Raw genomic sequence first — 23,070 nt, 5'->3', positions numbered from 1 at the left:
GTAGGACAGCGACACATCGGACCAACAGTTCTCGAACGGGGTTCTCGCATGACACAGCGTCTGGCGCTCGGCATCACCGTCGGTGCGTACCGAGCGGCCGTCGCGGCCGCCGCGACCGACGATCGCGACGGTGAGACCGCCCGGGTCACGGCGCATCCCAGCGTGCTACGGCTGACGGCGGATGCCGCGCCCGCGTTCGGCACGGCGGCCGCGCCGCGCGGCAGGCACTCCGGCGACACCGTGCTCGAGGGCTTCCTCGCCCGGGTCGGCGACCCGGTCGCGATCCTGGCCGAGGACGGATCCGAGCACGTCGCGGAGGATCTCGTCGCCACATCGATCGCCTGCCTGATCGAGGAGGCGGCCGGGTACGCCGACCAGGTGACGGTCGCCTGCCACCCCGCCTGGTGGTCGGGACACACCGTGGCGGCGCAGCGCGCCGCGCTGGCGCGGGCCGGGCTGGACGACGTCACCCTCGTCCCCGAGCCGGCCGCCGTGCTGCGGCTGCTCGACACCGCGGGCGCCCCGCGCGCGGACGGCGCGGTGGTGGTCTACGACCTCGGCGCCACCGGCCTCACCGTCTCGGTGCTGCGCACCGGCGCGCAGTCCGGCATGCTCGCCGCCCCGGTCCGGAGCACCGAGGTGGCCGGCGCCGAATTCGATCTGCTCACCATGCGTTACGTGCTGGCAAATGCCATGGGTGAAAGCGATTTCGACCCCTTCGACCCGGTGGTGGAACGGGAATTGTCGGCGCTGCGGGAACGGTGCCGGAAAGCGAAGGAAACCCTTTCCCGCGACACCGCCACCGTCGTCGAGGTCCGGCTGGACCCGGCGGCGGAGCCGCAGCGGATCCGGCTGGTCCGCGGCGAGGTCGAGGATCTGCTGCGCGCCCCGCTGCTGACCTCCGCCGAACTCGTCCGCGACGCGCTGCACCGGGCCGGGGTCGATCTCGGCGATGTCCGCCGGATCGTGCTCACCGGCGGTGGCGGCGCGATTCCGCTGGTCACCGAGGTGCTCTCCTCCGAATTCGGGCTGCCGGTCGCGGCCGCGGGCGACCCGGAGAACGCCGCCGCGCGCGGCGCCGCGCTGCTCGCCGCCGATCTCGCGAGCAGCACGGTGCAGAACACTCCCGCGGTCGCCGCCGCCGACGACACCGCGACGACCAGGATCCCGGCGCTACTCCCCGATCTACCGGACCCGCCGCAACCGCACGGGCGGTTCACCGGCAGGCAGCGGGCCGGGATCGTAGCGGGCGCGGTGACCGCGCTCGCCCTGCTCGCCACCGGCACGCTCGCGCTCGGCACCGGAACTTTCAGCGGTGAGTCGACCCCGCCCACCTCGGTGCAGAACGCGCCGCAGGCCCCCGACGCCGCAGGTGTCGCGGCCACCGACGCCCCGGCCGCCCCCGGCGTCGTCACCATCGACTCCACCGGCCAGCCGGTGACCGCGGCCCCGGGCACCGTCGCGAATTCCGGCGGCTCCCCCGGCACCCCCACCGCCCCCGGTACCCCCGCAGCGCCGGGTACCCCCGCAGCGCCGGGCGCCGCCACCCCCGACGGTCAGCCGACCCAGCAGGCCGGAAACCCGGCCCCCGACCAGCCCGCCCCCCAGGCCCCCGCCCCGGCGAACAACGGCGGCGCGACCCCGCCCCCCGCGAACAGCGGCGGCGCACCCCCGCAGACCGTCGTGATCCAGCCCCCCACCGTGCCGAGCCTGCCGACCCGCGTGCTCACCGACACCATCGACGGTGTCGGCGACGGCGTCGGCGGCGTGCTCGGCGGCGTCGGTGACGCGGTCGGCGGCGTCGGCGAGGTCCTGGGAGGCTCCGGTGGCTGAGGCTGCCTTCGACACCCTCCCGATCGCGCGCGAGATCCTCCGGGAACTCGAGGCCGGCTCCGCGGAGCCGACGGTGTACCTGGTGCGCGGCCGCTCCGGCACCGGCAAGTCCACCCTGCTCGCCGCCATCAGGGCGCAGCTGCGCGCCGCCGGAATCCCGGCCCGCGACACCGTCTCCGGCCACGCCAGGCCCGTGCACACCCCGCCCCGCCCTGCCCCGGCGCGAACGGCCGCTCCCGCGCCGAACCGCCTCCCGCTGCAGGGCCGCTCCGCGCCCAGGTTGCCGGTGCCGAACCGGCAGCCGCAGCCACCGCGCCGCCCCGGCTCCCCCGCCGTGGTCGGCGCCGCACGGCCGCAGCAGGTGTCGCAGCGCGAGGCGGCGCTGGTGATCGACAACGCGCACACCCTCGGCGACGCCGAGCTGCTCGCACTGTGCCGGGCGATCGACGCCGGGCAGCGCACCGTGGTGATCGCGGCCCAGCCGCGCCCGCACGACCAGCGGCTGCGCCGGCTCGCCGACACCGTCGCGCGGCGCGGCCGGGTGGTCGAGCTGCGCGCGCTCGGCGCGGCCGAGATCGTCCCCTTCGCCCGCGAGCTCGGCATGGTGGTGCCGCGCTCGGTGGCCAAGCACATCCACCAGCTGACCGCGGGGAATCGCGGCGGCGTCGTCGCGGCGCTCGCCGCCGCGAGCACGGCCCGGCTCGACGCCGGAATCGCCACGGTCGACGCGGCCGTCACCGAGTGGGCCCGCAGCCTGCTCGGCGCCGTCGAGCCGGACCTGCTGGAGACGCTCGCGGTGGCCACCACCGGCACCGGGCTCGACTCCAGCGAGCTGGTCGAGGTGCTCGGCGTCCCGGCGGGCGCCGCCGACGCGCTGATCGACCGGGCCAGGGCGAGCGCGCTGGTCACCGACGCCGACCTGCTGCTCGACCCGGCCATCGCGCCGCTGCGCACGCTGCTCGGCGACCGCCGCTTCGTCGCGGTGCAGCGCAGGCTGCTCTCCGCGCGGCTGGACGCGGGGCTGCTGCGCGACCACACCGCGCTGCTGCTCGCCGAGTCCGGCGTGCGCGACGCCAGGCTGGCCGATTTCCTCTGCCACGCCGCCGAGAAGGCGGGCGCGGAGGCGGTCCGCTACTACCGCGCCGCCGTGGCCGCGGGCACCGACCCCGACGGCATCGCGCTGCCATGGGCCGAGGCCGCGCTGCGCGCGGGCGACGGCGAGACCGCGCTGCGGCTGGCCGAGCCGGTGCTGGCCCGGCTCGGCGGCACCGACCCCGGCGCGCTCGACCCGGCCGACGCCGCCCCCGATCTCGCCACCGCCGTCCGGATCTGCGCGACGGTGCTGGTCCGGCGCGGCCGCACCGCGCGCGCCGCGCAGCTCTACGGCTGGCTCGGCCCGCACCGCGCTGGCGCGGACTGGGCCACCGGCGCCGCCGTGCAGTACCTCGCGGGCGACGCGGCGGGCGCGGCCACCATGTCCGCGTCGGCGCGGCAGTGGCCGCCGACCGAGGCGAACGCGCACACCCGCCGGATCGTGGAGGCGCTGGCGCGCACCGTCACGCCGCGTCCCGACCACACCGGCCGGGGCCGGATGGCCCTGCTGGAGGACGGCGAGGCGGGCACCGCCGCCGCGGTCTCCGGGCTGATCGGGGTCGCGCACGCGGCCGCCGCCACCGAGCGGCTGCTGCCCTGCGCCGCGACCACCATCGCCACGCTGCTCTGCCTGAGCATCGGCGAGCCACGCCGCGCCATCGACGCGCTGCGCCGCTCCGAGGCCGACGGCAACGCGGGCCCCCAGCCGGCCGTGCTCGCGGCCTGGGCGGCCATGCTCGGCGGCGACGAGCGCACCGCGGCCGACCGGGTCGCCGCGTTCGACCACGCGGTGCTGGAGCCGAGGGACCGGCTGCTCGCGCACGGCGTCGCGATCGGGCTGGCCCGCCGCTCCGGCGACCACACCGCGCTCACCCTGGCCTGGGAGGCCGCGGTTCCGCTCTTCGACGAGGTCGACGCCGACCTGCTGACGCTGCTGCCGATCGGCGAGCTCTGGCTGGCCGGGATCCGGCTGCGCGACGAGCGCCGGATCGGACCGCTGGTGGCCGCGGGCTACGGCGTGCTCCGCAGGCTCGGCGAGCCGCCCGCCTGGGCCAACGCCTTCCACTGGTACGGCGTGCAGGCGGCGCTCGCGCAGGAGCGCCCGGACGATCTGCTGCCGCACGCCGGGCAGCTCAGGGCCGCTGCCGAGGCGGGCGACCGGCACGCCGCCGTGCTCGCGCAGGCAGGCCGCACCTGGGTGCTCGTGCTGCGCGGCGAGGTGGCCGCGCCGGAGGTCGAGGCCGCGGTGGCGCAGCTGGCCGCGCTCGGCCTCACCTGGGACGCCGCCCGGCTGGCCAGCGAGGCCGCGCTCGCCGCGCGCGACCCCGCCGCGGCGACCGCGCTGCTCAAACTGGCCCGCACGGTCCGCGCGGACGCCAGGCCCGCCGAGACCGCGCCGCGGCCGCGGGCGGGCACACCCGCCGCGAATCCGGTGACGGGCGCCGACCCGGCGGCCGTACTCAGCGAGCGCGAGCGCGAGGTCGCCGAGCTGGTCCTGCTCGGCCTGACCTACCGGGAGATCGGCGCGCGGCTCTACATCTCGGCGAAGACGGTGGAGCACCACGTCGCCCGGATCAGGCGTCGAATCGGTGCCCAGTCCCGTTCGGAGTTATTGTCGATGCTCCGCGCCATGGGACACGGCTCGCTGCTGGTGTGACGCCTGGTCGGGAAACCTGTCCGGGCGGACGCCGAAGCGAGGTAAACAGGATGGCCACTGGTGTGGGCCTGCGCATTGCCGACGACGAGTGCGTCGCGGCGATCGCGACCGACAGCGGGGCGGAGGGGGATCTTCCGGAGGGCGAGCCGCACTACATCGTCCGCACCTGTGTGCTGCACATGTCGGACGACGGCGACGCCGCGCTCGGCGGCGAGCCGCCGGACGGCTACACGCACTCCATCCGGCACTTCGTCGGTGCCATCGGCGACCCGAACGGGGTCACGGTGGACGACGGCGAGGCGTACCGGGCCGAGGATCTGGTCGCGACGGCGCTGTTCTGCCTGATCAACCTCTCCGCCGACTACCTGGTCGGCCCGGCCGAGTTCTACGCCACGCACCCGAACAGCTGGCCGCCGGAGCACGTGCAGGGGCTGCGCGAGGCGCTGGACTACCTCGGGCTGCGCTCGGTGGTGCTGGTCGACGAGGAAGACCTGCCGCCCGCCGCCGGGCTGGACCGCGGCCGGACGCTGGCGCACCACGCGGCCCGCTCGGCGCTGGCCGCGGTGCTCGCCACCCCGGCGGGCACCACCCCGCCGGATCCGTCGGAGCCGCCGGTGCACGCGCTGGAGGTCACCGACGTGATCCCGAGCGTGGACGCCGCAGGCGCGCGCCCGCAGGCGTACTCCGCCGCCATGCCCGCCGCCGATCCGATGGTGGCCGAGCCGGACGGCGAGCCGGACAAGCCTGCCGCGACACCGGCCACCGTGCCGCCGGCGCGGCCGGAGCACCGCACCCGCAACCGGATCGTGCTGCTGATCGCCGCCGCGGTGGCGCTCGGCACGGTACTCGGCGGGATCGGGATGGCGGTGATCTTCCGTGAGTCGTCGGACCCGAAGGTGCCGCCGCTGCCTGACGCCCAGTCGTCGCTGCCGCCGGTCACCTCGACCACGGCGCCGGTGCCGCCGCCACCACTGCCGCTCGGCGACGAGCCGCCGGTCGTGATCACCACGACCACTACCGACCCGGAGCCCACGCCGGAGCCACCGCCACCCCCGCCGACCAGCGAAGCGACGACGACTCCCGCGCCGACCACCACCCGCACCACGCCCCGGCGGACCACAACGACCCTGGCGCCGTGGCAGCAACCGTGGCCGCCGACCTACCCGCCGGGATTCCCGACCTGGACTCTGCCGGGCGGCAGGTGAACAGGCCGACCGCCCGGTACTCCGGGGTAGATCATCCCGCTCGACCATTGCCCACGACCGATGGCGATTCGTGCCCTAGAGTGTTGCGCTGACCGGACTTTCCCCATCGGGTGGTCCGCTGAATGAGGATTTTCGTGGGTGCGGTTCGCCCGTTCCCCACTGATGGCTGGCACGTGGGTGCCGACGAAGGGACTTCATGCGCAAGCTGGTGGCGCGTCGCGCCGCGGTCAGGGCAGCCGGCATCGCCGCCGCGACGACCGTCATTCTCGCTCCCCTGCTCTGCTCCGGCGCCGCCACCGCGGCACCGGAGCAGCTCGCCGCCGACGCGCTCCCCGCCGAACTGGTGCAGGCCATCGCACGCGATCTGCAGCTCACCCCCACCGAGTACCTGGACCGCGCCGCGCGGGCCCAGGAGCTGCGCACCTACGCCACCGACTTCCGCGCCGAGCGCCCCGGCGACTTCGCGGGCGCCTGGATCGGCCAGGACGGCAGGCCGGTCGTCGCGGTGACCTCCCCCGAGGCCGCGCAGATCGCCACCGCCGACGGCTACCAGACCAGGCTGACCCCGGTGAACGCCGACGGCCTCGAAGGCTCGCTGCAGCAGTTCGGCCAGTGGGTCAACACGCTGCCGAGGGAGGTGTCGCAGGCCATCCAGTCGGTCGCGATCGACTTCCTGAACAGCCAGCTGGTGGTCAGCATCGCCAACACCCCCACCGGGCACATGCTGAACGTGCCCACCCTGATCGCGAACGTGAAGGTCATCCTGACCCCCGGCGGCGGCGGGCCGGTGGAGCGCAGGCCGATGGCGGGCGACACCTACATCACCTCGAACCTCTCGCTGCAGGACAGCAACCTGCAGGGCGTCGACGTCTGCTCGTTCGGCTTCAACAGCGTCGATGCCGCGGGCCGGGCGCTGAACATCAGCGCCGGGCACTGCGACCCCAAGCTCGGCGAGGGCGACCAGCGCGCCACCGTGTACCAGCCGAACGTCAGGGACATCCCGAACAGCCCGGCGCTCGGCTCCTTCACCCAGGCCAACCTGGGCGGGGCCAGCGGCCTCGACTTCTCGCTCATCGAGCTGAACGAGCACGCCGTCGGGCTCGGCATGGACCAGCCGTCGGTGCGCGGCTCCAACGGCACCACGCTGCACATCACCGGGCTCGGCGACCCGATCACCGGCGCGCCGATCTGCAAGTCGGGCCAGTCCTCCACCTTCACCTGCGGCTACGTCGTCGCGGATCGGGTGGAGACCCAGCTCTACACCGCGGAGGGGGAGAGCCGCACCATCCGCGGCTTCGCCAGCTCCGCCTGCACGCTCGGGGGCGACAGCGGCGGGGCGATCGTCTCCGGCACGCTCGCCCTCGGCATCACCAGCGGGTCGAACGCGGCCGACGCACCGAGCTGCAACGAGGCCAACGTGGCGCTCGCGCAGTACGGCGGCACGGCGACCCTCGGCATTCCGATCCGGCCCATCCTGGCCGAGATCGATGCCGCCTCCGGCGGTGGCGCGGGCTCCGGGATCACCGTCCGGACCAAGCCGGTCACCAGCTGAAATTCGGCAAACCGTCGGTGACCGCCGACACTCGCCGGATCTGTCCGAATCGCAACCACGCAGCACAGGGGACGAGTAGTGATAGCGGACCGCACACCATATAGTCTGGGCATGCTTCTGCCACGCAACGGCCGCAGGCGGCCGGCCGCCCGCTCCGGAACATTCCGCAAGACCGTGATCGCGGCCTCGGCGGCGGCCCTGCTGTTCGGGCCCACCGCGGCAGTCGCCTCCGCCGACCCGGCCTCCTCGGCCGAGCTGCCCGCCGAGCTGATCGCCGCCGTACAGCGCGACCTGAAGATCTCCGCGGACGAGTACCTGAACCGCGCCGACCTCGCGCAGCAGGTCGCCGCCTTCGCCACCAATGCCCAGCGGCAGTTCCCGCAGGTGTTCGGCGGGGCGTGGCTGGACGACGCGGGCCGCGCGGTGGTGGCGCTCTCCCAGGGCCCCGGCGCCGACGAGGCGCGGCAGGCCGCCGAGTCCGCCGGGTTCGAGGTGCGCAACGTCGCCAAGAGCGAGGCCGCGCTGCGCGGCGAGAAGAGCGCCTTCGAGCGCTGGCTCGACGGCCAGCCCGCCGAGATCGCGAACCTGGTGCGCGGCGTCGTCATCGACACCGTGAACAACAGCATCGCGGTCCGGGTCGACCAGGCCGGGCTGCCCATGCCGAGCTTCGTCGATCCCTCCCGGGTCATCGTGATGGCCCCGCCGATCGCGGGCGAGCAGGCCCCGAAGCCGCAGGCGACCGAGATCGCCGAGGCCAACGGCCAGCTGGCCGCCGGTGACGGCTACGCCTCGGTGGCGGGCGACACCTCGCTGCGCTGCTCGCTCGGGTTCAACGGCACCGACCGCAACGGCAACGTCGTGAACATCACCGCTGGCCACTGCAACCCGGACATCCCGTCGGCGGGCACCGGCAACGCGGCAGGCGTGTACGAGGTGGCCCGCGGCGACCGGCTCGGCGCGCAGCTCGGCAGCTTCCAGAAGTCGGTCCTCGGCAACCAGGACTACTCGATCATCCGGATCAACGACCAGGTGGCCGGGCGCTTCGCCAACAACACCGTGCGCGCGGGCGGCGCCGCCCCGATCGCCATCGACGGCGTGGCGAGCCCGGTCGTCGGCGCCCCGGTCTGCAAGTCCGGTGCGCGCACCGGCTTCAGCTGCGGCGTGGTGAACGCGATCGACCAGACCGTCCAGGTCGGCGACCGGGAGCTCACCCAGAGCTTCTCGGCCACCATCTGCGCGCTGCCAGGCGATTCCGGCGGCCCGCTGGTCTCCGGCCGGTTGGCGCTCGGCATCTCCAGCGCCTCGTCGGTCGCCGACTACCCGGTGTGCGAGATCCCCAACCTGATCGGCGCGCTGACCGGCAATGTGCCGCAGCTCTTCGCCCAGCCGGTGAGCGTCGTGCTCTCGGACAACCCGGGGCTCCGGGTTCGTACCGGCTAGTAGGTACCGGGCAGTAACCGAGAAGGCCGGGAGCGATTGCGCTCCCGGCCTTCTCGCTGTTTCAGAGCCGGTGCGCATGACCGGACCCGCCGGAATGCAAGTCGGCGTAAAACGTCACTGCGCGGTCCGGGTTTCCGGTCCGCTACCGCTCGAGCCGGAGGATTTTCGGGGCGCTGAGCGCCACGCTCCCGCATCGGATCGCCCGGCCGGGGTCTGGGTACCCCCCGACCCGAAGAGCGCCCCACGGCCCCGGAACGCGAAACGGCCCGGACCTCGAAGTCGAGGTCCGGGCCGTTCCCGGGACTTGCGGTGCTTACTTGGGCTGCTCGGCGGCCGGCTTCGGCTTGTCGGCCCACTTGGAGGTGCCTTCGGCGGCGGTGATGGTGTTCACCAGGTCGATACCGGCGATGGCGAGCGCGGGGCCGCCGATCGCGATGGTGCCGAGGATGCCACCGATGCCCGCACCCGCGATGGCGGCCGGGATGCAGCCGACACCGAAGAGCGGCAGGCCCATGATGCAGCCGGTCACGCCGCCCGCGATGGCGCCGACGGCGGTGCCGAGGAAGCTACCGACCGCGGTCGCGATGCCGAACTGGCTGGCGAACTCGTTCTGCGCCCGCTGGTTCTCGATCGGCGAGGCGATCGGCTTGACGTTCACGTTGACCGTGTTCGCCTTCTCCTCGGGCAGGGCAGGCTGGGCCTCCGGGGTCAGCTCGAGGACCTTGCCGTCCTCCTTGACCACGGGCTTCACCGGGACCGAGATGTCACCGAGCGAGAAGTCGACCGGCAGCGTCATGACGACATTGCCCGCGCCGTCCTTGACGCTGTAGTACTCGACCTCGTCGGTGCCCTGGGTCTCCTTGGTGAGCTCGAACGTGCCACCCTTGAGGGTGGTGACGACCGTCTTGTCGACCAGCTTCACCGAGTAGTTGATCGGGTCCGCGGACGGCTCGGCGGCCGGCGCGGGGTTCGCGTACGCCGTTCCCGCCCCCACGGTCAGCGCGCCGATGACCAGCGCGGCAGCCGCGGCGGTTCTCCGGAGATTCAATGCAGTGTCCAATCCATTTCAGGGGTTGTTCGCGGCCCGCTCTCTCCATACGCGAGAGCTCGTCATCCCGGAGCCACAGGCGACCCGGGACCTCCCCGAGCGGTGTGGAAATCGGGCACGGCGAACAGAACGTCGTGAGCCTAATGGAACCGGCCCACGGATGCGAGATTCCTTACTGTTGCTAGCGAGTTAGCGTGCCCTTATCGAGCTGGGCCTTCGCCACGGCATTTACCGTGATCATTGCTCCCCTGCGGGGTGGGCGCACAGAATTTCCCGTGACGTTCATCACAGGCAATTTTCCGGTCAAGCCCCAGTAAGACGGGGCAAACACCCGAGGGACGATCGTACGCTGGACAGGGTAAGTTACTGGTGGGTAACTTACCCCGGGTTAGGATACGAACCATTCGAGTACCGGCCGGTTTTCGACCCCCGGCTCGACCCTGCTCGTGTTGCTTCTAAAAGAAAGGTCGCGACATGAATGCCCTGACACTGACGCTGGGCACGATTGGAGCAGCGCTCAGCCTGTTGTGCTGGGCGTCGTTCTTCGGCGGCGTCCGGGACATCGTCCGCGCCATCATGCTCGGTCAGTCCGCGCCCGATCGCTGGCGGCCGTTCTTCCCGCGCTTCAAGCAGATGGTCATCGAGTTCCTGGCGCACACCAGGATGAACAAGTTCCGCACCGTCGGCTGGGCGCACTGGCTGGTGATGATCGGCTTCATGGGCGGCGCCATCCTGTGGTTCGAGGCGTACGGACAGACCTTCGATCCGGCCTTCCACTGGCCGATCATCGGCAATACCGCCGCCTACCACCTGTGGGACGAGCTCCTCGGGATCGGCACCATCGTCGGCATCGTGACGCTGATCGTCATCCGCCAGCTGAACCACCCGCGGGTGCCCGAGCGGCTCTCCCGCTTCAGCGGCTCGAAGTTCGCCCCCGCCTACGTCATCGAGACCATCGTCCTGCTCGAGGGGCTCGGCATGGTGCTGGTGAAGGCAGGCAAGATCGCGACCTACGGCCACGCCAACGCCTACACCGACTTCTTCACCATGCAGGTGGCCAAGCTGCTCCCGGCCAGCCCGAACATGGTGTCGATCTTCGCCTTCGTCAAGCTGATGTCCGGCATGGCCTTCCTGTACTACGTCGGCCGCAACATCACCTGGGGCGTGGCCTGGCACCGCTTCTCCGCCTTCTTCAACATTTACTTCAAGCGCGAGTCCGACGGCGGCGTCGCGCTCGGCGCGGCGAAGCCGATGATGTCCAAGGGCCGCGCCCTCGACATGGAGAACGTCGACCCGGACACCGACACCCTCGGCGCCGGCCGGATCGAGGACTTCTCCTGGAAGGGCTGGCTGGACTTCACCACCTGCACCGAGTGCGGCCGCTGCCAGAGCCAGTGCCCGGCCTGGAACACCGGCAAGCCGCTCTCGCCGAAGCTGCTCATCATGTCGCTGCGCGACCACGGCAAGGCCGTCGCGCCGTACCTGCTCGCCGGTGGCCGCAAGGATCCCGGCGGCGACGAGGTCGGACTGGTCGACGCCGACGGCAAGCCGGACGAGGCCGCGCTGGCCCGCATCTCCGACGCCGCCAAGGCCGAGGCGGAGCGGCCGCTGATCGGCGACCACGAGGCGAACGGCATCATCGACCCCGAGGTGCTGTGGAGCTGCACCACCTGCGGCGCCTGCGTCGAGCAGTGCCCGGTGGACATCGAGCACGTCGACCACATCATCGACATGCGCCGCTACCAGGTGCTCATCGAGTCGGAGTTCCCCTCCGAGCTGGCCGGGCTCTTCAAGAACCTGGAGAACAAGGGCAACCCCTGGGGCCAGAACGCCAAGGACCGGCTCAACTGGATCAACGAGCTGGAGTTCGACGTCCCGGTCTACGGCAAGGACGCCGAGAGCTTCGAGGGCTACGAGTACCTGTTCTGGGTCGGCTGCGCGGGCGCCTACGAGGACCGCGCCAAGAAGACCACCAAGGCCGTCGCCGAGTTGCTCGCCACCGCGGGCGTGAAGTTCATGGTGCTCGGCCAGGAGGAGACCTGCACCGGCGACTCCGCGCGCCGCGCGGGCAACGAGTTCCTCTTCCAGCAGCTCGCCATGCAGAACATCGAGACGCTGAACGCGGTGTTCGACGGCGTCGACGACCGCAAGAAGAAGATCGTCGTCACCTGCGCGCACTGCTTCAACGCGCTCAACAACGAGTACCCGCAGGTGGGCGGCTCCTACGAGGTCGTGCACCACACGCAGCTGCTGAACCGCCTGGTCCGGCAGAAGCAGTTGGTTCCGGTCGCCCCGGTGGCGCAGAACATCACCTACCACGACCCCTGCTACCTCGGGCGGCACAACAAGGTCTACAACGCGCCGCGCGAGCTGATGGCCGCGTCCGGCTCGACCTTGATCGAGATGCCGAGGCACGGCGAGCGCTCCATGTGCTGCGGCGCCGGTGGCGCCCGCATGTGGATGGAGGAGCAGCTCGGCAAGCGGGTCAATATCGACCGGGTCGACGAGGCGCTCTCCACCTCGCCCACCAAGATCGCGACCGGCTGCCCGTTCTGCCGGGTCATGCTGCACGACGGTGTGACCGCGCGGCAGGAGAGTGGGCAGGGTGAAGGTGTCGAGGTCATCGACGTCGCGCAGCTCATGCTCGATGCGATCGAGCGGGTCGACGCGGCGGTGCTCACCGAGGCTTTGACTGTCGTTCAGCAGCCGAAGGTCGAGGAGGAGCCGGTCGCCGAGCCGGAGCCCGTCGCCGAGCCGGTCGCCGAGGCCGAGCCGGAGGCGAAGGCCGCCGCCAAGCCCGCCGGTGGTGGGCTCGCCATGAAGGGTGGCAAGGCGCCCGGTGGCAAGGGGCTGGCCATGAAGGGTCCGGCCAAGGCGCCCGGTGCCAAGGCAGCGGCTCCGGCCGACGCCGATGCTCCCGCCGCCGACGCCGCCGCAGAGAAGAAGCCGGCTGCGAAGGCCGGTGGGCTCGCCATGAAGGGTGGCAAGGCGCCCGGCGGCAAGGGCCTCGCCATGAAGGGCCCGGCGAAGGCTCCCGGCGCCAAGGCAGCGGCTCCGGCCGACACCGCAGGCGCGGACGCGGATACCTCGACCGCCGAGTCGGCGGCAGCGGCTCCGGCCGCGGCACCGGCGAAGCCGGTCAAGGGGCTCGCCATGAAGGGTGCGGGCAAGGCGCCCGGCAAGGGTGCGCCCAAGCCGCCCGGCAAGAAGGCTCCGGCCGCCGCCTCCGCCGAGGCGGAAACGTCCTCGAACGCGGCAGCTCCTGCCGAAGCCGAGGCAACCTCCACGGCACCCGCCGAGGCGACCGAGAGCAAGCCCACCGTCGCGGCCAAGGGGCTGGCCATGAAGTCCGGCTTCAAGAAAGCCGGACCGAAGGCGCCGGGCGCGTCCAAGCCCACGGCCGAGGCAAGCGCAGCGACGCAGTCGTCGGCTCAGGCCGAGACCTCGGCTCAGGCCGAGACCTCGGCTACAGCAGGGGCTTCGGCGCAGGCAGAAGCCTCGGCTCCGGCCGAGTCGCAGGCCCCGGCTCCGGCCGATGCCACCGCGACGGTGGAAGCCGATGCCACCGCGACGGGGGAGGCCGATGCCCCGGCACAGGCGACCGAGAGCAAGCCGACGGTCGCCGCCAAGGGCCTCGCCATGAAGTCCGGCTTCAAGCGCCCCAGCCCCAAGGCCCCCGGCGCTCCCAAGCCGGCCGAGCCCGAGGAATCGCCCGCCCCGCAGGCCGAAGAATCCGCCGCTTCCGAGACTGCGGAAACCCCGGAGCCCAAGGCTGCGGAGACTCCCGAGCCCAAGGCCGAGGAGACCCCCGCACCCGAGGTCGAGGAAACCTCCGCACCGGAGCCCACCGAGCCCGAGACCGCCGAACCGGAGACCACGGCATCCGCCGAGTCCACCAACGGCACGAACGGCAACGGCTCCACCGCCACACCCCCGCCGACCGCCAAGCCCGGCGGCCTCGGCTTCAAGTCGGGAGCCAAGTCCCCCGGCCGCAAGGCCTGACCCCACCGAACGAAAAGGCGCCCGGATCACACGATCCGGGCGCCTTTCCCATTGCTACTCGGTCTCCTTCGGATGCCCAGCCATACACCGCTCCAGCAGCACCCGACCGGCAGTCCTACTGCCCTTCCCCGCGTGTTCGACGAAGTACCAGAGCCGACCACCGTCCGAGAACTTGTACTGGAACCGCTCGTACGTCCGCCCCTGATACGTGCCGTAGCGCAGCTCACCGCGCAGCACGTACAGCCGCCCCGATAACGCTTCCGGTTCGCGGGTCAACTGTTCCCACGCATCGACCATGGCGTTCCGGGCCGCCGCCACGCAGTCCGTCCACCCCTTCTGCGCCTCGTTCGTGATGAACACCAGCTCGTACTCGCCGCGCTTCAACGGGCGCGGCACTCCCCCTCGCCGATTCACTCCCCGCCCCTCGGATCCGGAACCGGAACCGGCTCCTTCAGGTAGTGCAGATCGGTGCCGTCGACGCGGATCCGCGAATCGGCGTGCGCGGCGGCGGTATCGCGCCAGGCCGCCAGCGTGGCGGTGAGCGCCCCGAGTCTGCCCACCGCGAGCCCACCCCTGGCCGCGGCGAGGAACTCCGCCACGAACTCGGCCCGCTGCGCCTCGGGCAGCAGTTCGAGCCAAGGGAAAGCGATGGTCAGCTTGCCGACGAGCCGCTCGAGCACCTCGTCGTCCATGGCGAGCGCGAGCAGCATGGTCAACGCGCCGAGCGTCGCCTCATCGGCCTCGGCCTGCCTGGCATCGGAGAGCCGGACCGGCGCGGCGGACCGCCGGACGAGGGTGACCTCGCCGTGCGCCTCCATGGATTCGATGACCCGGTTGGGATCCCGGAGGAACTCCGACCAGGAAGCAGTAACACTCATGGCCCGATGATATCTGAATTAGTTCAGATATCATCGGGCCGAGTACCGCCGACCTCAGCGGGTGAGTTTCGCGTACCGCGCGAGATGCTCGTCGGCGGTGCCGAACTCACGCTGAATCGCCGTGAGCCGCTTGAAGTAGTGCCCGATGGCCAACTCCTCGGTCATCCCCATGGCCCCGTGCAACTGCACCGCGTTCTGCCCGATGAACCGCGCCGCGCGGGCGATCGTCACCTTGGCGGCGGAGGCGGCGCGGGCGCGGGCGGCCGGTTCGGCGTCCAGAGCCGCGGTCACCAGGTGCGAGGCGGCGATGGCCTGCTCCAGCTCCATGTACATGTCGACCATGCGGTGCTGCAGCGCCTGGAAACTGCCGATCGGAACCCCGAACTGCTGCCGCTGCTTGGCGTACTCGACGGTGTCGGCGAGCACCTTGCCCATGGCCCCGACCGCCTCGGCGGAGACCGCGGCGATGGCGCTGTCGATGGTCGGCGCGATCACCTCCCACGCGGCCCCCTCGACGCCGAGCAGCGCGTTCGGCGGGAGCCGCAGCCCGGTGAGGGTGAGGTCGGCGCCGACGCGGTCGTCGATGGTGCGGTAGGAGTGCACCTCGACCCCGGCGGGCGGGTCGGCGGCGTCGAACTCGAGCAGGAAGAGCGAGATGCCGCGTTCGTCCCTGCGCTCGCCGGAGGTGCGGGCCGAGACGATCAGGTGGGTGGCGAGCGGGGCGCTGGTGACGACGACCTTGGCGCCGTCGAGCACCCAGTCCTCGCCGTCCCGGCGCGCGGTGGTGCCCACGTCGTGCAGCACGTGCCCGGCGGTCGACTCGGTGGCCGCGAAGGCGATCCTGGCGTCACCGGAGACGATCTGCGTGAGCACCTCGTCGGCCCGGTCGCCGCCCGCCCGGTCCAGCAGCCCGGCACCGATGACGACGGTGTCCAGGAACGGCTCGACGACCAGCGCGCGGCCGAGCTCCTCGGCGATCACCCGCAGCTCGACGGCCCCACCACCGGAGCCGTCCACCCGCTCGGGCAGCGTGGCGCCGAGAATGCCGAGCTCATCGGCGAATCCGCGCCAGACGGCCGGCTGCCAGCCCAGGTCGGATTTGGCCGCCGCCCGACTCTTCTCCAGGTCGTAGCGCGCACCGAGGTACGCGGCGAGCGCGGAGCGGAGCAGCTCCTGCTCATCGGTCAGGGTGAAGTCCATCAGAGCCCCAATGCTGCTTTGGCGAGGATGTTTCGCTGAATTTCATTGCTGCCCGCGTAGATCGAGCCCGCGCGGTCGTTGAAGTAGCGCAGCGGCGCGACGGCCTGCCACTCGGCGCCGCTGTGGTAGCCGTCGGCGGGCGGGGTGTAGCCAGCGACCGGGCCGCCGGGCATGGCCGCGTGCGGCTGGTAGACCCGGCCGCGCGGCCCGGCCGCCTCCAGCGCGAGTTCGGTGAGCTGCTGGCTCAGTTCGGTGCCGAGCACCTTGAGCATCGAGGAGGCCGGGCCGGGGTTCTTGCCCTTGGCCATGGCGGCGAGCGTCCGGTACTCCAGCACCTCGAGCACGTCGATGCGGATCCGCACGTCGGCGAGCTTGGCGGCGAAGGCCGGGTCGTCGATCAGCGGGCGGCCGTCCGGCCCCGGCTGCTCGGCGGCGGCGGCGCCCAGGTCCTGCGCCAGCACCTGCAGCCACGGCGCCGCTGCCCCGCCGCGCTCGTGCACCAGCAGGTACTTGGCGACGGTCCAGCCCTCGTCGATCTTGCCCAGGACGTTGCTCTTCGGCACCCGCACCCCGTCGAAGAAGACCTGGTTCTGCACCTCTTCACCGGAGCTCATGACCAGCGGGCGGATCTCGATGCCCGGCTGGTTCATGTCGATCAGCACGAAGGTGATGCCCTCCTGCTTCTTCTTGCCGCGCGTGGTGCGCACCAGGCAGAAGATCCAGTTGGCCTCGGTGGCGTGCGTGGTCCAGATCTTGCTTCCGGTGCAGACGAAATCCGCGCCGTCGTCCACCGCGGCCATGCTCAACGAGGCCAGGTCGGAGCCGGCCTCCGGCTCGGAGTAGCCCTGGCAGAAGAAGACCTCGCCGGTGAGGATGCGCGGGAGGAAGAACTCCTTCTGTTCCTTCGTCCCGAAGGCGATGATCGCAGGCGCCACCATCCGGATGCCCATCGGCGAGAGCGCGGGCGCGCCCGCCAGCGTGGACTCGCTGGCGAAGATGTGGTGCTGAGTCAGGGTCCAGTCCTGCCCGCCGTGCTCCACCGGCCAGTGCGGCGCCGCCCATCCCCTGCGGTGCAGGATGTGCTGCCACTCCATGCTGGCCTCGTGGTCCGGGTAGACGCTGGTCGCCAGCCGGCCGGCGCGCCGGATCTCCGGCGTCAGCTCGGCGTCGAGGAACGCCCGCACCTCGTCTCGGAAGGCCAGGTCGGCCTCGGACCAGTCGTATTCCATCTGTCCTCCCGGAGGGTTGTCGCTTCCCGCACTCTAGAGCAAAACTGATGGCGTCCGCCAGCACATGTTTTCGGCTGGTCAGCAGCCCTGCAGGGTGAGTTCGGTGAACGCCTTCGCATACCCGGCGGATTGATAGAAATAGTCCCAGGCCCAGCGCGCCGGGGAGAGCCGCGGGCGGGGGTCGGCGAAGAGCAGTTCGCCGGGCCAGCACTGCCCGAGGATGTAGCGGGCGCGGGAGATGTGCGGGGTGAATGTCACCACGATCACCCGGGTCCAGCCGCGCTCCTCCGCGAGCCGGGCCAGCTCCCTGCCCTCGCCGCGCGTAGTGCGCGGGCTCGGGTCGAAGCAGCGGACCTCGACGCGGTAGCCGCCGTGGCAGATGCGGTTGATCAGCGGGCTGCCGTCGTACGGGTCGGAGAAGAGGACGAGCGGGGCGTAGCCGTCGCGGGCGAGCCGCAGGGCGAGTTGTTCGCGGCCGTCGTGGGCGCCGCCGAGAACCAGGATGGCGTCGGCCGGGGCGGGGTCGTCGCGCTGCGGGGTCACGTAGACGGGCCAGAGCGAGACGGTGACTACCGCGGCCGCCGCACCGAGGAGCAGCGCCGCGCGGGGGGCGAACCTGGGCACCGCGCGATGCTAGCCCGAGCGGGCCGGGCGCCGGGCGGACCGCGCCTGGGGCGAGCCGGGCAGCCAGCCGGGCGGACCGGGCCTCGAGCGGGCCGGGCCTCGGGCAGGCTGGGCGCCGGGCGCGGCGTGGCCGCGCGGCAAGGCGCGGGCCGCCGCGCGGCGAGCCGGACCGCGCCGACCTGGGACGACGCGCCGGAAATCTCGACGTCTCCGCATGTACATCTACTGTTGCCACCCACCTTGCCTCGCTGACGCGACGCGGCCACAGTCGCGGCTTACCAATCGATCATGCGATGCACAGTCTTCGGAACCGGGTACCTGGGCGCGACGCATGCGGCGTGCATGGCCGAACTCGGACACGACGTGATCGGCGTCGACGTCGACCCGGGCAAGGTCGCCAAACTCTCCGACGGCGTGACGCCGTTCTACGAACCCGGCCTGGAGGCGGTGCTGCGCCGCAACCTGGACGCGGGCAGGCTCAGGTTCACCACCTCCTACGCCGAGGCAGCCGCGCACGCGGAGGTGCACTTCCTCGGCGTCGGCACCCCGCAGAAGAAGGGTGAGTACGCGGCCGACCTGGGCTACGTGCACGCCGTAGTCGACGAGCTGGCGCCGCTGCTGGAGCGCCCGTCGGTGATCGTCGGCAAGTCCACCGTCCCGGTCGGCACCGCCGCCGCGCTCGGCGAGCGGGCCCGCGCGCTCGCCCCGGTCGACGTCGAGGTGGCGTGGAACCCGGAGTTCCTGCGCGAGGGCTTCGCGGTGCGCGACACCCTGCGCCCGGACCGCCTCGTACTCGGCGTCGACCCCGCCCGCGGTGCATCGGAATGGGTGGAGCAGCAGGTCCGCGAGCTGTATGCCGACCTGCTGAACGCAGAGGTCCCCTTCCTGCTGACCGACCTCGCCACCGCCGAACTGGTCAAGGTCTCCGCGAACGCCTTTCTGGCGACGAAGATCTCGTTCATCAACGCGGTCTCCGAGGTCTGCGACGCCACCGGCGCCGACGTCACCGTCCTGGCCGACGCACTCGGCTACGACGAACGCATCGGCCGCCGATTCCTCAATGCCGGACTGGGTTTCGGCGGCGGCTGCCTGCCCAAGGACATCCGCGCCTTCATGGCCCGCGCGGGCGAACTCGGCGCCGGACACGCCGTCGCCTTCCTGCGCGAGGTCGACAACATCAATATGCGCCGCCGCAGCAAGGTGGTCGACATGGCCGCGCAGGCCGTCGGCGGCTCGCTGCTCGGCGCCAACGTGGCGGTGCTCGGCGCGGCCTTCAAACCGGAATCCGACGACGTGCGCGATTCGCCCGCGCTGAACGTCGCCGGAATGATCCAGCTCAACGGCGCCGTCGTCACCGTCTACGACCCCAAGGCGCTGGAGAACTCGCGCCGCATCTTCCCCACCCTCAACTACGCGACCTCGGTCGTCGAGGCCTGCGAGCGCGCCGACGTGGTGCTGGTACTGACCGAATGGGACGAATTCACCGCGCTGCGTCCAGTTGACCTGGAGCCCGTGGTGCGGGCCAAGCGCATCATCGACGGCCGTAACTGCCTCGATCGTGACGTTTGGCGGAAATCCGGATGGGTATACGCGGGACTCGGCACGTCGTAGAGTTGACGTCGAGCAGGAGCGACTGCCGGACGACCAGTCCTGCCGCAGGTAACGTCGGACGACGACGGTATGTTCGGACCCGGGCTTACCGTCGGCAACCGGCGCGGGCTCGCATGTCGTGCGGTATTTCGACGAGATGGGCAGCTGATGAGTTCGGTACTGGGAGTTTCGGTGGGGGCAGGGGCCGTCCGTCTGGCGCGCCCGCACGCCGGCTCCGTCCCCCAGCCCGGCCCGGCCTATGACATCCAGACCATCCCGGTCGGTCGGAAGCCCGTCGAGGAGTTGACCGCCGAGGCCATCGGCGTCACCGCCGAGGCCACCCCCGACATCCACGCCACCGCCATCTCCTACCGCAGCGAACAGCAGGCGCGAGCCCTGCGCGAGGCCATGGCGCGGCAGCAGCTGGCCAATTACGAACTGGTGCCGGAGGTCGTCGCCGCGCTGGAGTGGGTGCACCGCACCGGCGAGATCCGCGGCATCTCCTCGCTCGTCGTCTACGACCTCGGCAGCTCCGGGCTCACCGTCAGCGTGGTCGACGCGCAGAACCGCGAGGTCAGGCACAGCGAGCGCACCAGCGATATCAGCGGCGACTACCTGGATTCGCTGATCCGCGAGCAGCAGATCGCCTCCGGGCGCATCGCGCACCCGCAGGACCCCGCCGGGCTCGCCGCTTTGGACGCGCTCTGCCGGGAAGCCAAGGAGCAGCTCTCCAGCAATACCGCGGTCGCGCTTCCGAGCGAGCAGGGCCTGGTCCTGCTGGCGCAGGAGAACTTCGAAGCTTTGATCATGCTGGCGATCGAATCGTCGGCGCGGATGGCGCGGGATGTCATCGTGCGCTCCGATCGGCCGGTGCACGGCATCCTCGCCATCGGTGGTTGCGCGCGAATTCCACTGGTAGCCAAGGTGCTCGAGCGCTGGATGGGCGTCCCGGTGATCGTGCCCGCCGAGCCGGAAACGGTGATGGCCCGCGGCGCCGCCCTGCTCGCCCGCCCGGTGTGGCCCGTCGCGCCGCCGGCCCAGCACTCGCAGCCCGGGCACCCGCTCGTCGCCGTGCCGGGCGAAAACCGGCTCGACGACGCCGATCTCGCGCCCGCCTGGCTCTCGGCACCCGCCGCGCGGGGGGAACGCCGCGGGGTCAGCGGTGCGGTGCTCGCGGTGAGCGCGCTCGCCGTTCTCGCCGCTATCGGACTCGGGCTCGGATACGGGCCGCAGGTGCTGGAGCGGGATTCGCATCAGCAGGGTGAAGGGGACACCGCGGTGCCGACCACCAGCGTTCCGCGCACCACCACGCTGGATCCGTCGATCGCGGTCGCGCCCGCCACCACCACCGAGACGGTGCACGAGTCGGTCGCAGTCCCGCCCCGCCGCACCGAGACCACCGAGGACCAGGCGCCCGCCCCTGCCCCGCCCGGCCCCAACACCTTCGTGGTCCCCGGCCTTCCGCCCATCGTCGTCCCCACCATCCCGCCCCTCTTCCCGCCCCCGCGCTAGCGCAGTCGGCGCCGGGCACCTCGAGCTCGGGCCACTCGAACTGCGGCGCTCAGGCGGTAGAAGCTCGGGTCGTAGTGACGCCGGTACGAATCGTCCTCGACCGCTGCCAGCACCTCTGTGATCGCGCCATTCTCTTCTTCGGTGTGATCCGGCGGTATCTCGTCGACGTGCCCGAGCAGGTGACGGCCGGGCGCGAAGTCCCGCCAACCGACGTAGTGAATGACCCACCACACCACGACGCAGATGCTCACGATCCCGAGTCCGACGAGCCACCACATCACGGCTCCCAGAGGGTCGCGCAGGGAATCACCGGCAGCTCGTCGGTGACGTGATCGTCCACGGTTATCTCGGCATCCGGCACCCAGTCGTGGAGGGTGCGCGCGAGCTGCCCGGCCGCGGTGTCGCTGACCCGGTAGTCGAAGACGGCTCCGACTGCGTACTTGATCCGGATGTGCCTATCCACCATCACTCCCAGTCATCCCCGGCGGCCGGTTCGGATAAAAAGGCCAGCGCCGCGATTCCCGGTAGGCAGTTGTGGCCCGGACCGTGCTGGTGGAAGCGGAGGATCAGCTGGGCGGCCTGCGGCGTCAGGTGTTCGGGATCGAATCCGCAATCGAGCCAACGATCGTCTACTGCCACCATGCCGCGCCCCTGCCCCGTGCGTTGTCCGTGTGGACGGTCGATCCGAAGGCAGTAGACAACGATTCAGCGACGGTGCGATGCTGAAATGGAACGCCCAGGGGCATCGGCCCAAAGTCCCTGGAGACCGCCCGGTGACCACGATTTCGCGTCCCAGCAACCGGCGGGACATCGTTCCCGCCATGCCGGACCGTGCCACCCATTCATCCGTGCTCAGCCAGCCCAACCATCGGAAGGAAGCCGCACCCAATGCCTAGTCCGAAGAAGCCGCCGACGACGATTCCGCGCCGCCAGCTCGGCCGTCACCTGCGAGATATGCGGCTCGAAGCGGGAATGTCGATTGCCAACGCCGCGAGGCTGATTGAACGGGGCACGGGCACCTTGCAGCGCTTGGAGAAGGGTGAGGCGGGCCGAATTCGGATGTTGGACATCCAAGCCCTCTGCCACGTCTACGAGACCACCGACAAGCTGGACGGGCTACTGGAACTCGCGAAGGTCGCCGCGTCGAACGACGGTGAGGGGCTGTGGTGGGACGAGTTCAGTGCCTCGATCCGGAAAGATTTCGAGTTGTACGTCAGCCTGGAAGCGGCGGCGACCAAGTTGTCGGTGTACCGGCCGGACATCATCATGGGACTGTTCCAATCACCAAGCTACGCGCGGGCTCTGGACAAGCGGTTCTATCCGGACTTCTCCGACACGCAGCTCGACGAACTGATGACCGTGCGAGTCAACCGACAGCGGATCATCACGCGGCGACGCAACCCTGTACAGGTGGAACTCGTGCTCGACGAGCTGGTTCTCCGACGCCTGGTCGACAGCCCGCGGACGATGATCGGACAGCTCTACAACCTTGCCGATCTGCCAGCGAACGTGACCATCAGGTTGCTTCCGTTCACTGCTGGCTATCCCCTCGGCGTCGCGCCTGGACCCTTCATCATCCTGGAGTTCGAGCGGGTCACAGGAGAGAAGCCCACGGTCTTCGTCGAGAGCTACCGTGGGAACATGTACTACGACAAGCCGGCGGCGATCGAGCAGTACCGCGAGGCGTTCGATCGCCTCGCCGCTGCCAGCTTATCGACAGCAGACAGCAAGCAAGCGCTCCGGCGCACAGCAAGGGAGTACGAGCAGTGACCGTTGATCTGTCCAATGCGAAGTGGTTCAAGTCGAGTCGCAGCGGCGGCAGCAACGAGTGCGTGGAGGTGGCGCATCTGGATGGCGGCCACGTCGGTGTGCGGGACTCCAAGAATCCGGCAGGCGCCGCGCTGGTCTTCACACCCGGCGAGTGGGACGCCTTCACCGCGGGCGTGCAGGGCGGCGAGTTCGACCGACCCTGAACTCCGTCGCAGCAACAGCGCCTCGAACCTCCAGTAGGTTCGGGGCGCTTGGCGTTGGGGCCTTACTCTCGCGAGTGCCGCGACCTGGGCGGCTCGTCATTGCGCGGCCACCCCTGCGGCGGCGGCACCGGCGCCCGAGTCCCCTGCGGCGGCGTCGGCGCATCCGCCCACGAGGAACTCGGCTTCATCGGCCGCCGCTTCCCTGACTCCTCCGCCCGGGAAGAACCGGCTGGCC

19 protein-coding genes are annotated in these 23,070 nt (G+C 71.4%); 10 read left to right on the top strand and 9 right to left on the bottom strand.

What is annotated here, in order from left to right:
• Positions 1 to 48 precede the first annotated feature (48 nt).
• The 5 genes from ACFUJ1_RS04260 (at position 49) to ACFUJ1_RS04240 (ending at position 8,779) form a co-directional block, all read left to right on the top strand.
• Entirely contained in the window at positions 49 to 1,833 is a 1,785-nt protein-coding gene (locus ACFUJ1_RS04260; protein WP_378642283.1) for an Hsp70 family protein, read from the top strand.
• Positions 1,826 to 4,582: a LuxR C-terminal-related transcriptional regulator gene (locus ACFUJ1_RS04255; RefSeq protein ID WP_378642281.1), complete on the top strand. Its 2,757-nt coding sequence runs from the start codon at positions 1,826 to 1,828 to the stop codon at positions 4,580 to 4,582. Before ACFUJ1_RS04260 ends, ACFUJ1_RS04255 begins: the two co-directional genes overlap by 8 nt.
• A gap of 50 nt (positions 4,583 to 4,632) precedes the next feature.
• Entirely contained in the window at positions 4,633 to 5,787 is a 1,155-nt protein-coding gene (locus ACFUJ1_RS04250; RefSeq protein WP_378642279.1) for a hypothetical protein, read from the top strand.
• 196 nt (positions 5,788 to 5,983) lie between these two features.
• Positions 5,984 to 7,339 carry a S1 family peptidase gene (locus ACFUJ1_RS04245; RefSeq protein WP_378642277.1) on the top strand — a complete coding sequence of 452 codons (1,356 nt, stop codon included), beginning with the start codon at positions 5,984 to 5,986 and terminating at the stop codon, positions 7,337 to 7,339.
• Positions 7,340 to 7,450: 111 nt separating this feature from the next.
• Positions 7,451 to 8,779, top strand: coding sequence for a S1 family peptidase (locus ACFUJ1_RS04240; protein ID WP_378642275.1), 1,329 nt, complete (start codon positions 7,451 to 7,453; stop codon positions 8,777 to 8,779).
• 313 nt (positions 8,780 to 9,092) lie between these two features.
• On the opposite strand, the gene ACFUJ1_RS04235 is transcribed toward ACFUJ1_RS04240, so the two are convergent.
• A complete protein-coding gene (locus ACFUJ1_RS04235) occupies positions 9,093 to 9,827 on the bottom strand; it encodes a hypothetical protein (RefSeq protein WP_378642273.1) in 735 nt (244 codons plus the stop codon).
• Between the two features lie 474 nt (positions 9,828 to 10,301).
• Between ACFUJ1_RS04235 and ACFUJ1_RS04230 the strand changes: the two genes are divergently transcribed.
• Complete coding sequence (locus tag ACFUJ1_RS04230) at positions 10,302 to 13,829, top strand: heterodisulfide reductase-related iron-sulfur binding cluster (protein WP_378642271.1); 3,528 nt, start codon at positions 10,302 to 10,304, stop codon at positions 13,827 to 13,829.
• 54 nt (positions 13,830 to 13,883) lie between these two features.
• On the opposite strand, the gene ACFUJ1_RS04225 is transcribed toward ACFUJ1_RS04230, so the two are convergent.
• From ACFUJ1_RS04225 to ACFUJ1_RS04205, 5 genes are all read right to left on the bottom strand, one after another.
• On the bottom strand, positions 13,884 to 14,213 hold the full coding sequence (locus tag ACFUJ1_RS04225; RefSeq protein ID WP_378642269.1) for a hypothetical protein: 330 nt from the start codon (positions 14,211 to 14,213) through the stop codon (positions 13,884 to 13,886).
• 26 nt (positions 14,214 to 14,239) lie between these two features.
• Positions 14,240 to 14,707: a hypothetical protein gene (locus ACFUJ1_RS04220; RefSeq protein ID WP_378642267.1), complete on the bottom strand. Its 468-nt coding sequence runs from the start codon at positions 14,705 to 14,707 to the stop codon at positions 14,240 to 14,242.
• 54 nt (positions 14,708 to 14,761) lie between these two features.
• Positions 14,762 to 15,907: an acyl-CoA dehydrogenase family protein gene (locus ACFUJ1_RS04215; protein ID WP_378642265.1), complete on the bottom strand. Its 1,146-nt coding sequence runs from the start codon at positions 15,905 to 15,907 to the stop codon at positions 14,762 to 14,764.
• Positions 15,907 to 17,136 (bottom strand): acyl-CoA dehydrogenase family protein, encoded by a 1,230-nt coding sequence (locus tag ACFUJ1_RS04210; protein WP_378642264.1) that lies wholly within the window; start codon positions 17,134 to 17,136, stop codon positions 15,907 to 15,909. The genes ACFUJ1_RS04215 and ACFUJ1_RS04210 overlap by 1 nt, the downstream gene beginning before the upstream one ends.
• 78 nt (positions 17,137 to 17,214) lie before the next feature.
• Positions 17,215 to 17,760, bottom strand: coding sequence for a YdcF family protein (locus ACFUJ1_RS04205; protein WP_378642262.1), 546 nt, complete (start codon positions 17,758 to 17,760; stop codon positions 17,215 to 17,217).
• A 288-nt stretch (positions 17,761 to 18,048) separates the two neighbouring features.
• Between ACFUJ1_RS04205 and ACFUJ1_RS04200 the strand changes: the two genes are divergently transcribed.
• Together ACFUJ1_RS04200 and ACFUJ1_RS04195 are read left to right on the top strand one after the other, a co-directional pair.
• The gene (locus ACFUJ1_RS04200) at positions 18,049 to 19,371 is read left to right on the top strand and encodes a UDP-glucose dehydrogenase family protein (RefSeq protein ID WP_378642260.1); all 1,323 of its coding nucleotides are present in this window, start codon (positions 18,049 to 18,051) and stop codon (positions 19,369 to 19,371) included.
• A 147-nt stretch (positions 19,372 to 19,518) separates the two neighbouring features.
• Positions 19,519 to 20,862, top strand: a complete 1,344-nt coding sequence (locus ACFUJ1_RS04195; RefSeq protein WP_378642259.1) for an Hsp70 family protein — start codon at positions 19,519 to 19,521, stop codon at positions 20,860 to 20,862.
• On the opposite strand, the gene ACFUJ1_RS04190 is transcribed toward ACFUJ1_RS04195, so the two are convergent.
• From ACFUJ1_RS04190 to ACFUJ1_RS04180, 3 genes are read right to left on the bottom strand one after another with little or no spacing between them, the layout of a single operon-like run.
• Entirely contained in the window at positions 20,859 to 21,140 is a 282-nt protein-coding gene (locus tag ACFUJ1_RS04190) for a hypothetical protein (protein WP_378642257.1), read from the bottom strand. The genes ACFUJ1_RS04195 and ACFUJ1_RS04190 overlap by 4 nt on opposite strands.
• Complete coding sequence (locus ACFUJ1_RS04185; protein ID WP_378642255.1) at positions 21,140 to 21,331, bottom strand: hypothetical protein; 192 nt, start codon at positions 21,329 to 21,331, stop codon at positions 21,140 to 21,142. Before ACFUJ1_RS04185 ends, ACFUJ1_RS04190 begins: the two co-directional genes overlap by 1 nt.
• Positions 21,328 to 21,504, bottom strand: a complete 177-nt coding sequence (locus ACFUJ1_RS04180) for a hypothetical protein (RefSeq protein WP_378642253.1) — start codon at positions 21,502 to 21,504, stop codon at positions 21,328 to 21,330. The genes ACFUJ1_RS04185 and ACFUJ1_RS04180 overlap by 4 nt, the downstream gene beginning before the upstream one ends.
• Before the next feature lie 246 nt (positions 21,505 to 21,750).
• Here ACFUJ1_RS04180 and ACFUJ1_RS04175 point away from each other — a divergent pair, with 246 nt between their 5' ends.
• Positions 21,751 to 22,632 (top strand): helix-turn-helix domain-containing protein, encoded by an 882-nt coding sequence (locus ACFUJ1_RS04175; RefSeq protein ID WP_378642251.1) that lies wholly within the window; start codon positions 21,751 to 21,753, stop codon positions 22,630 to 22,632.
• Positions 22,629 to 22,835 carry a DUF397 domain-containing protein gene (locus ACFUJ1_RS04170; protein ID WP_378642249.1) on the top strand — a complete coding sequence of 69 codons (207 nt, stop codon included), beginning with the start codon at positions 22,629 to 22,631 and terminating at the stop codon, positions 22,833 to 22,835. The genes ACFUJ1_RS04175 and ACFUJ1_RS04170 overlap by 4 nt, the downstream gene beginning before the upstream one ends.
• Positions 22,836 to 23,070 lie beyond the last annotated feature (235 nt).

Source organism: Nocardia sp. NPDC057227 (assembly GCF_042669725.1).
Lineage (GTDB): Bacteria > Actinomycetota > Actinomycetes > Mycobacteriales > Mycobacteriaceae > Nocardia > Nocardia asteroides_A.
Note: the sequence above shows the minus strand (reverse complement) of the source record. Positions and strands in the feature narration are given on the sequence as shown.

Bases quoted from the DNA above. Each gene is read 5' to 3' on its own strand.
- ACFUJ1_RS04215 (WP_378642265.1), bottom strand. From the start codon at position 15,907: ATGGACTTCACCCTGACCGATGAGCAGGAGCTGCTCCGCTCCGCGCTC.
- ACFUJ1_RS04230 (WP_378642271.1), top strand. From the start codon at position 10,302: ATGAATGCCCTGACACTGACGCTGGGCACGATTGGAGCAGCGCTCAGC.
- ACFUJ1_RS04190 (WP_378642257.1), bottom strand. From the start codon at position 21,140: ATGTGGTGGCTCGTCGGACTCGGGATCGTGAGCATCTGCGTCGTGGTG.
- ACFUJ1_RS04180 (WP_378642253.1), bottom strand. From the start codon at position 21,504: ATGGTGGCAGTAGACGATCGTTGGCTCGATTGCGGATTCGATCCCGAA.
- ACFUJ1_RS04245 (WP_378642277.1), top strand. From the start codon at position 5,984: ATGCGCAAGCTGGTGGCGCGTCGCGCCGCGGTCAGGGCAGCCGGCATC.
- ACFUJ1_RS04210 (WP_378642264.1), bottom strand. From the start codon at position 17,136: ATGGAATACGACTGGTCCGAGGCCGACCTGGCCTTCCGAGACGAGGTG.
- ACFUJ1_RS04250 (WP_378642279.1), top strand. From the start codon at position 4,633: ATGGCCACTGGTGTGGGCCTGCGCATTGCCGACGACGAGTGCGTCGCG.
- ACFUJ1_RS04240 (WP_378642275.1), top strand. From the start codon at position 7,451: ATGCTTCTGCCACGCAACGGCCGCAGGCGGCCGGCCGCCCGCTCCGGA.
- ACFUJ1_RS04195 (WP_378642259.1), top strand. From the start codon at position 19,519: ATGAGTTCGGTACTGGGAGTTTCGGTGGGGGCAGGGGCCGTCCGTCTG.
- ACFUJ1_RS04220 (WP_378642267.1), bottom strand. From the start codon at position 14,707: ATGAGTGTTACTGCTTCCTGGTCGGAGTTCCTCCGGGATCCCAACCGG.
- ACFUJ1_RS04175 (WP_378642251.1), top strand. From the start codon at position 21,751: ATGCCTAGTCCGAAGAAGCCGCCGACGACGATTCCGCGCCGCCAGCTC.
- ACFUJ1_RS04260 (WP_378642283.1), top strand. From the start codon at position 49: ATGACACAGCGTCTGGCGCTCGGCATCACCGTCGGTGCGTACCGAGCG.
- ACFUJ1_RS04200 (WP_378642260.1), top strand. From the start codon at position 18,049: ATGCGATGCACAGTCTTCGGAACCGGGTACCTGGGCGCGACGCATGCG.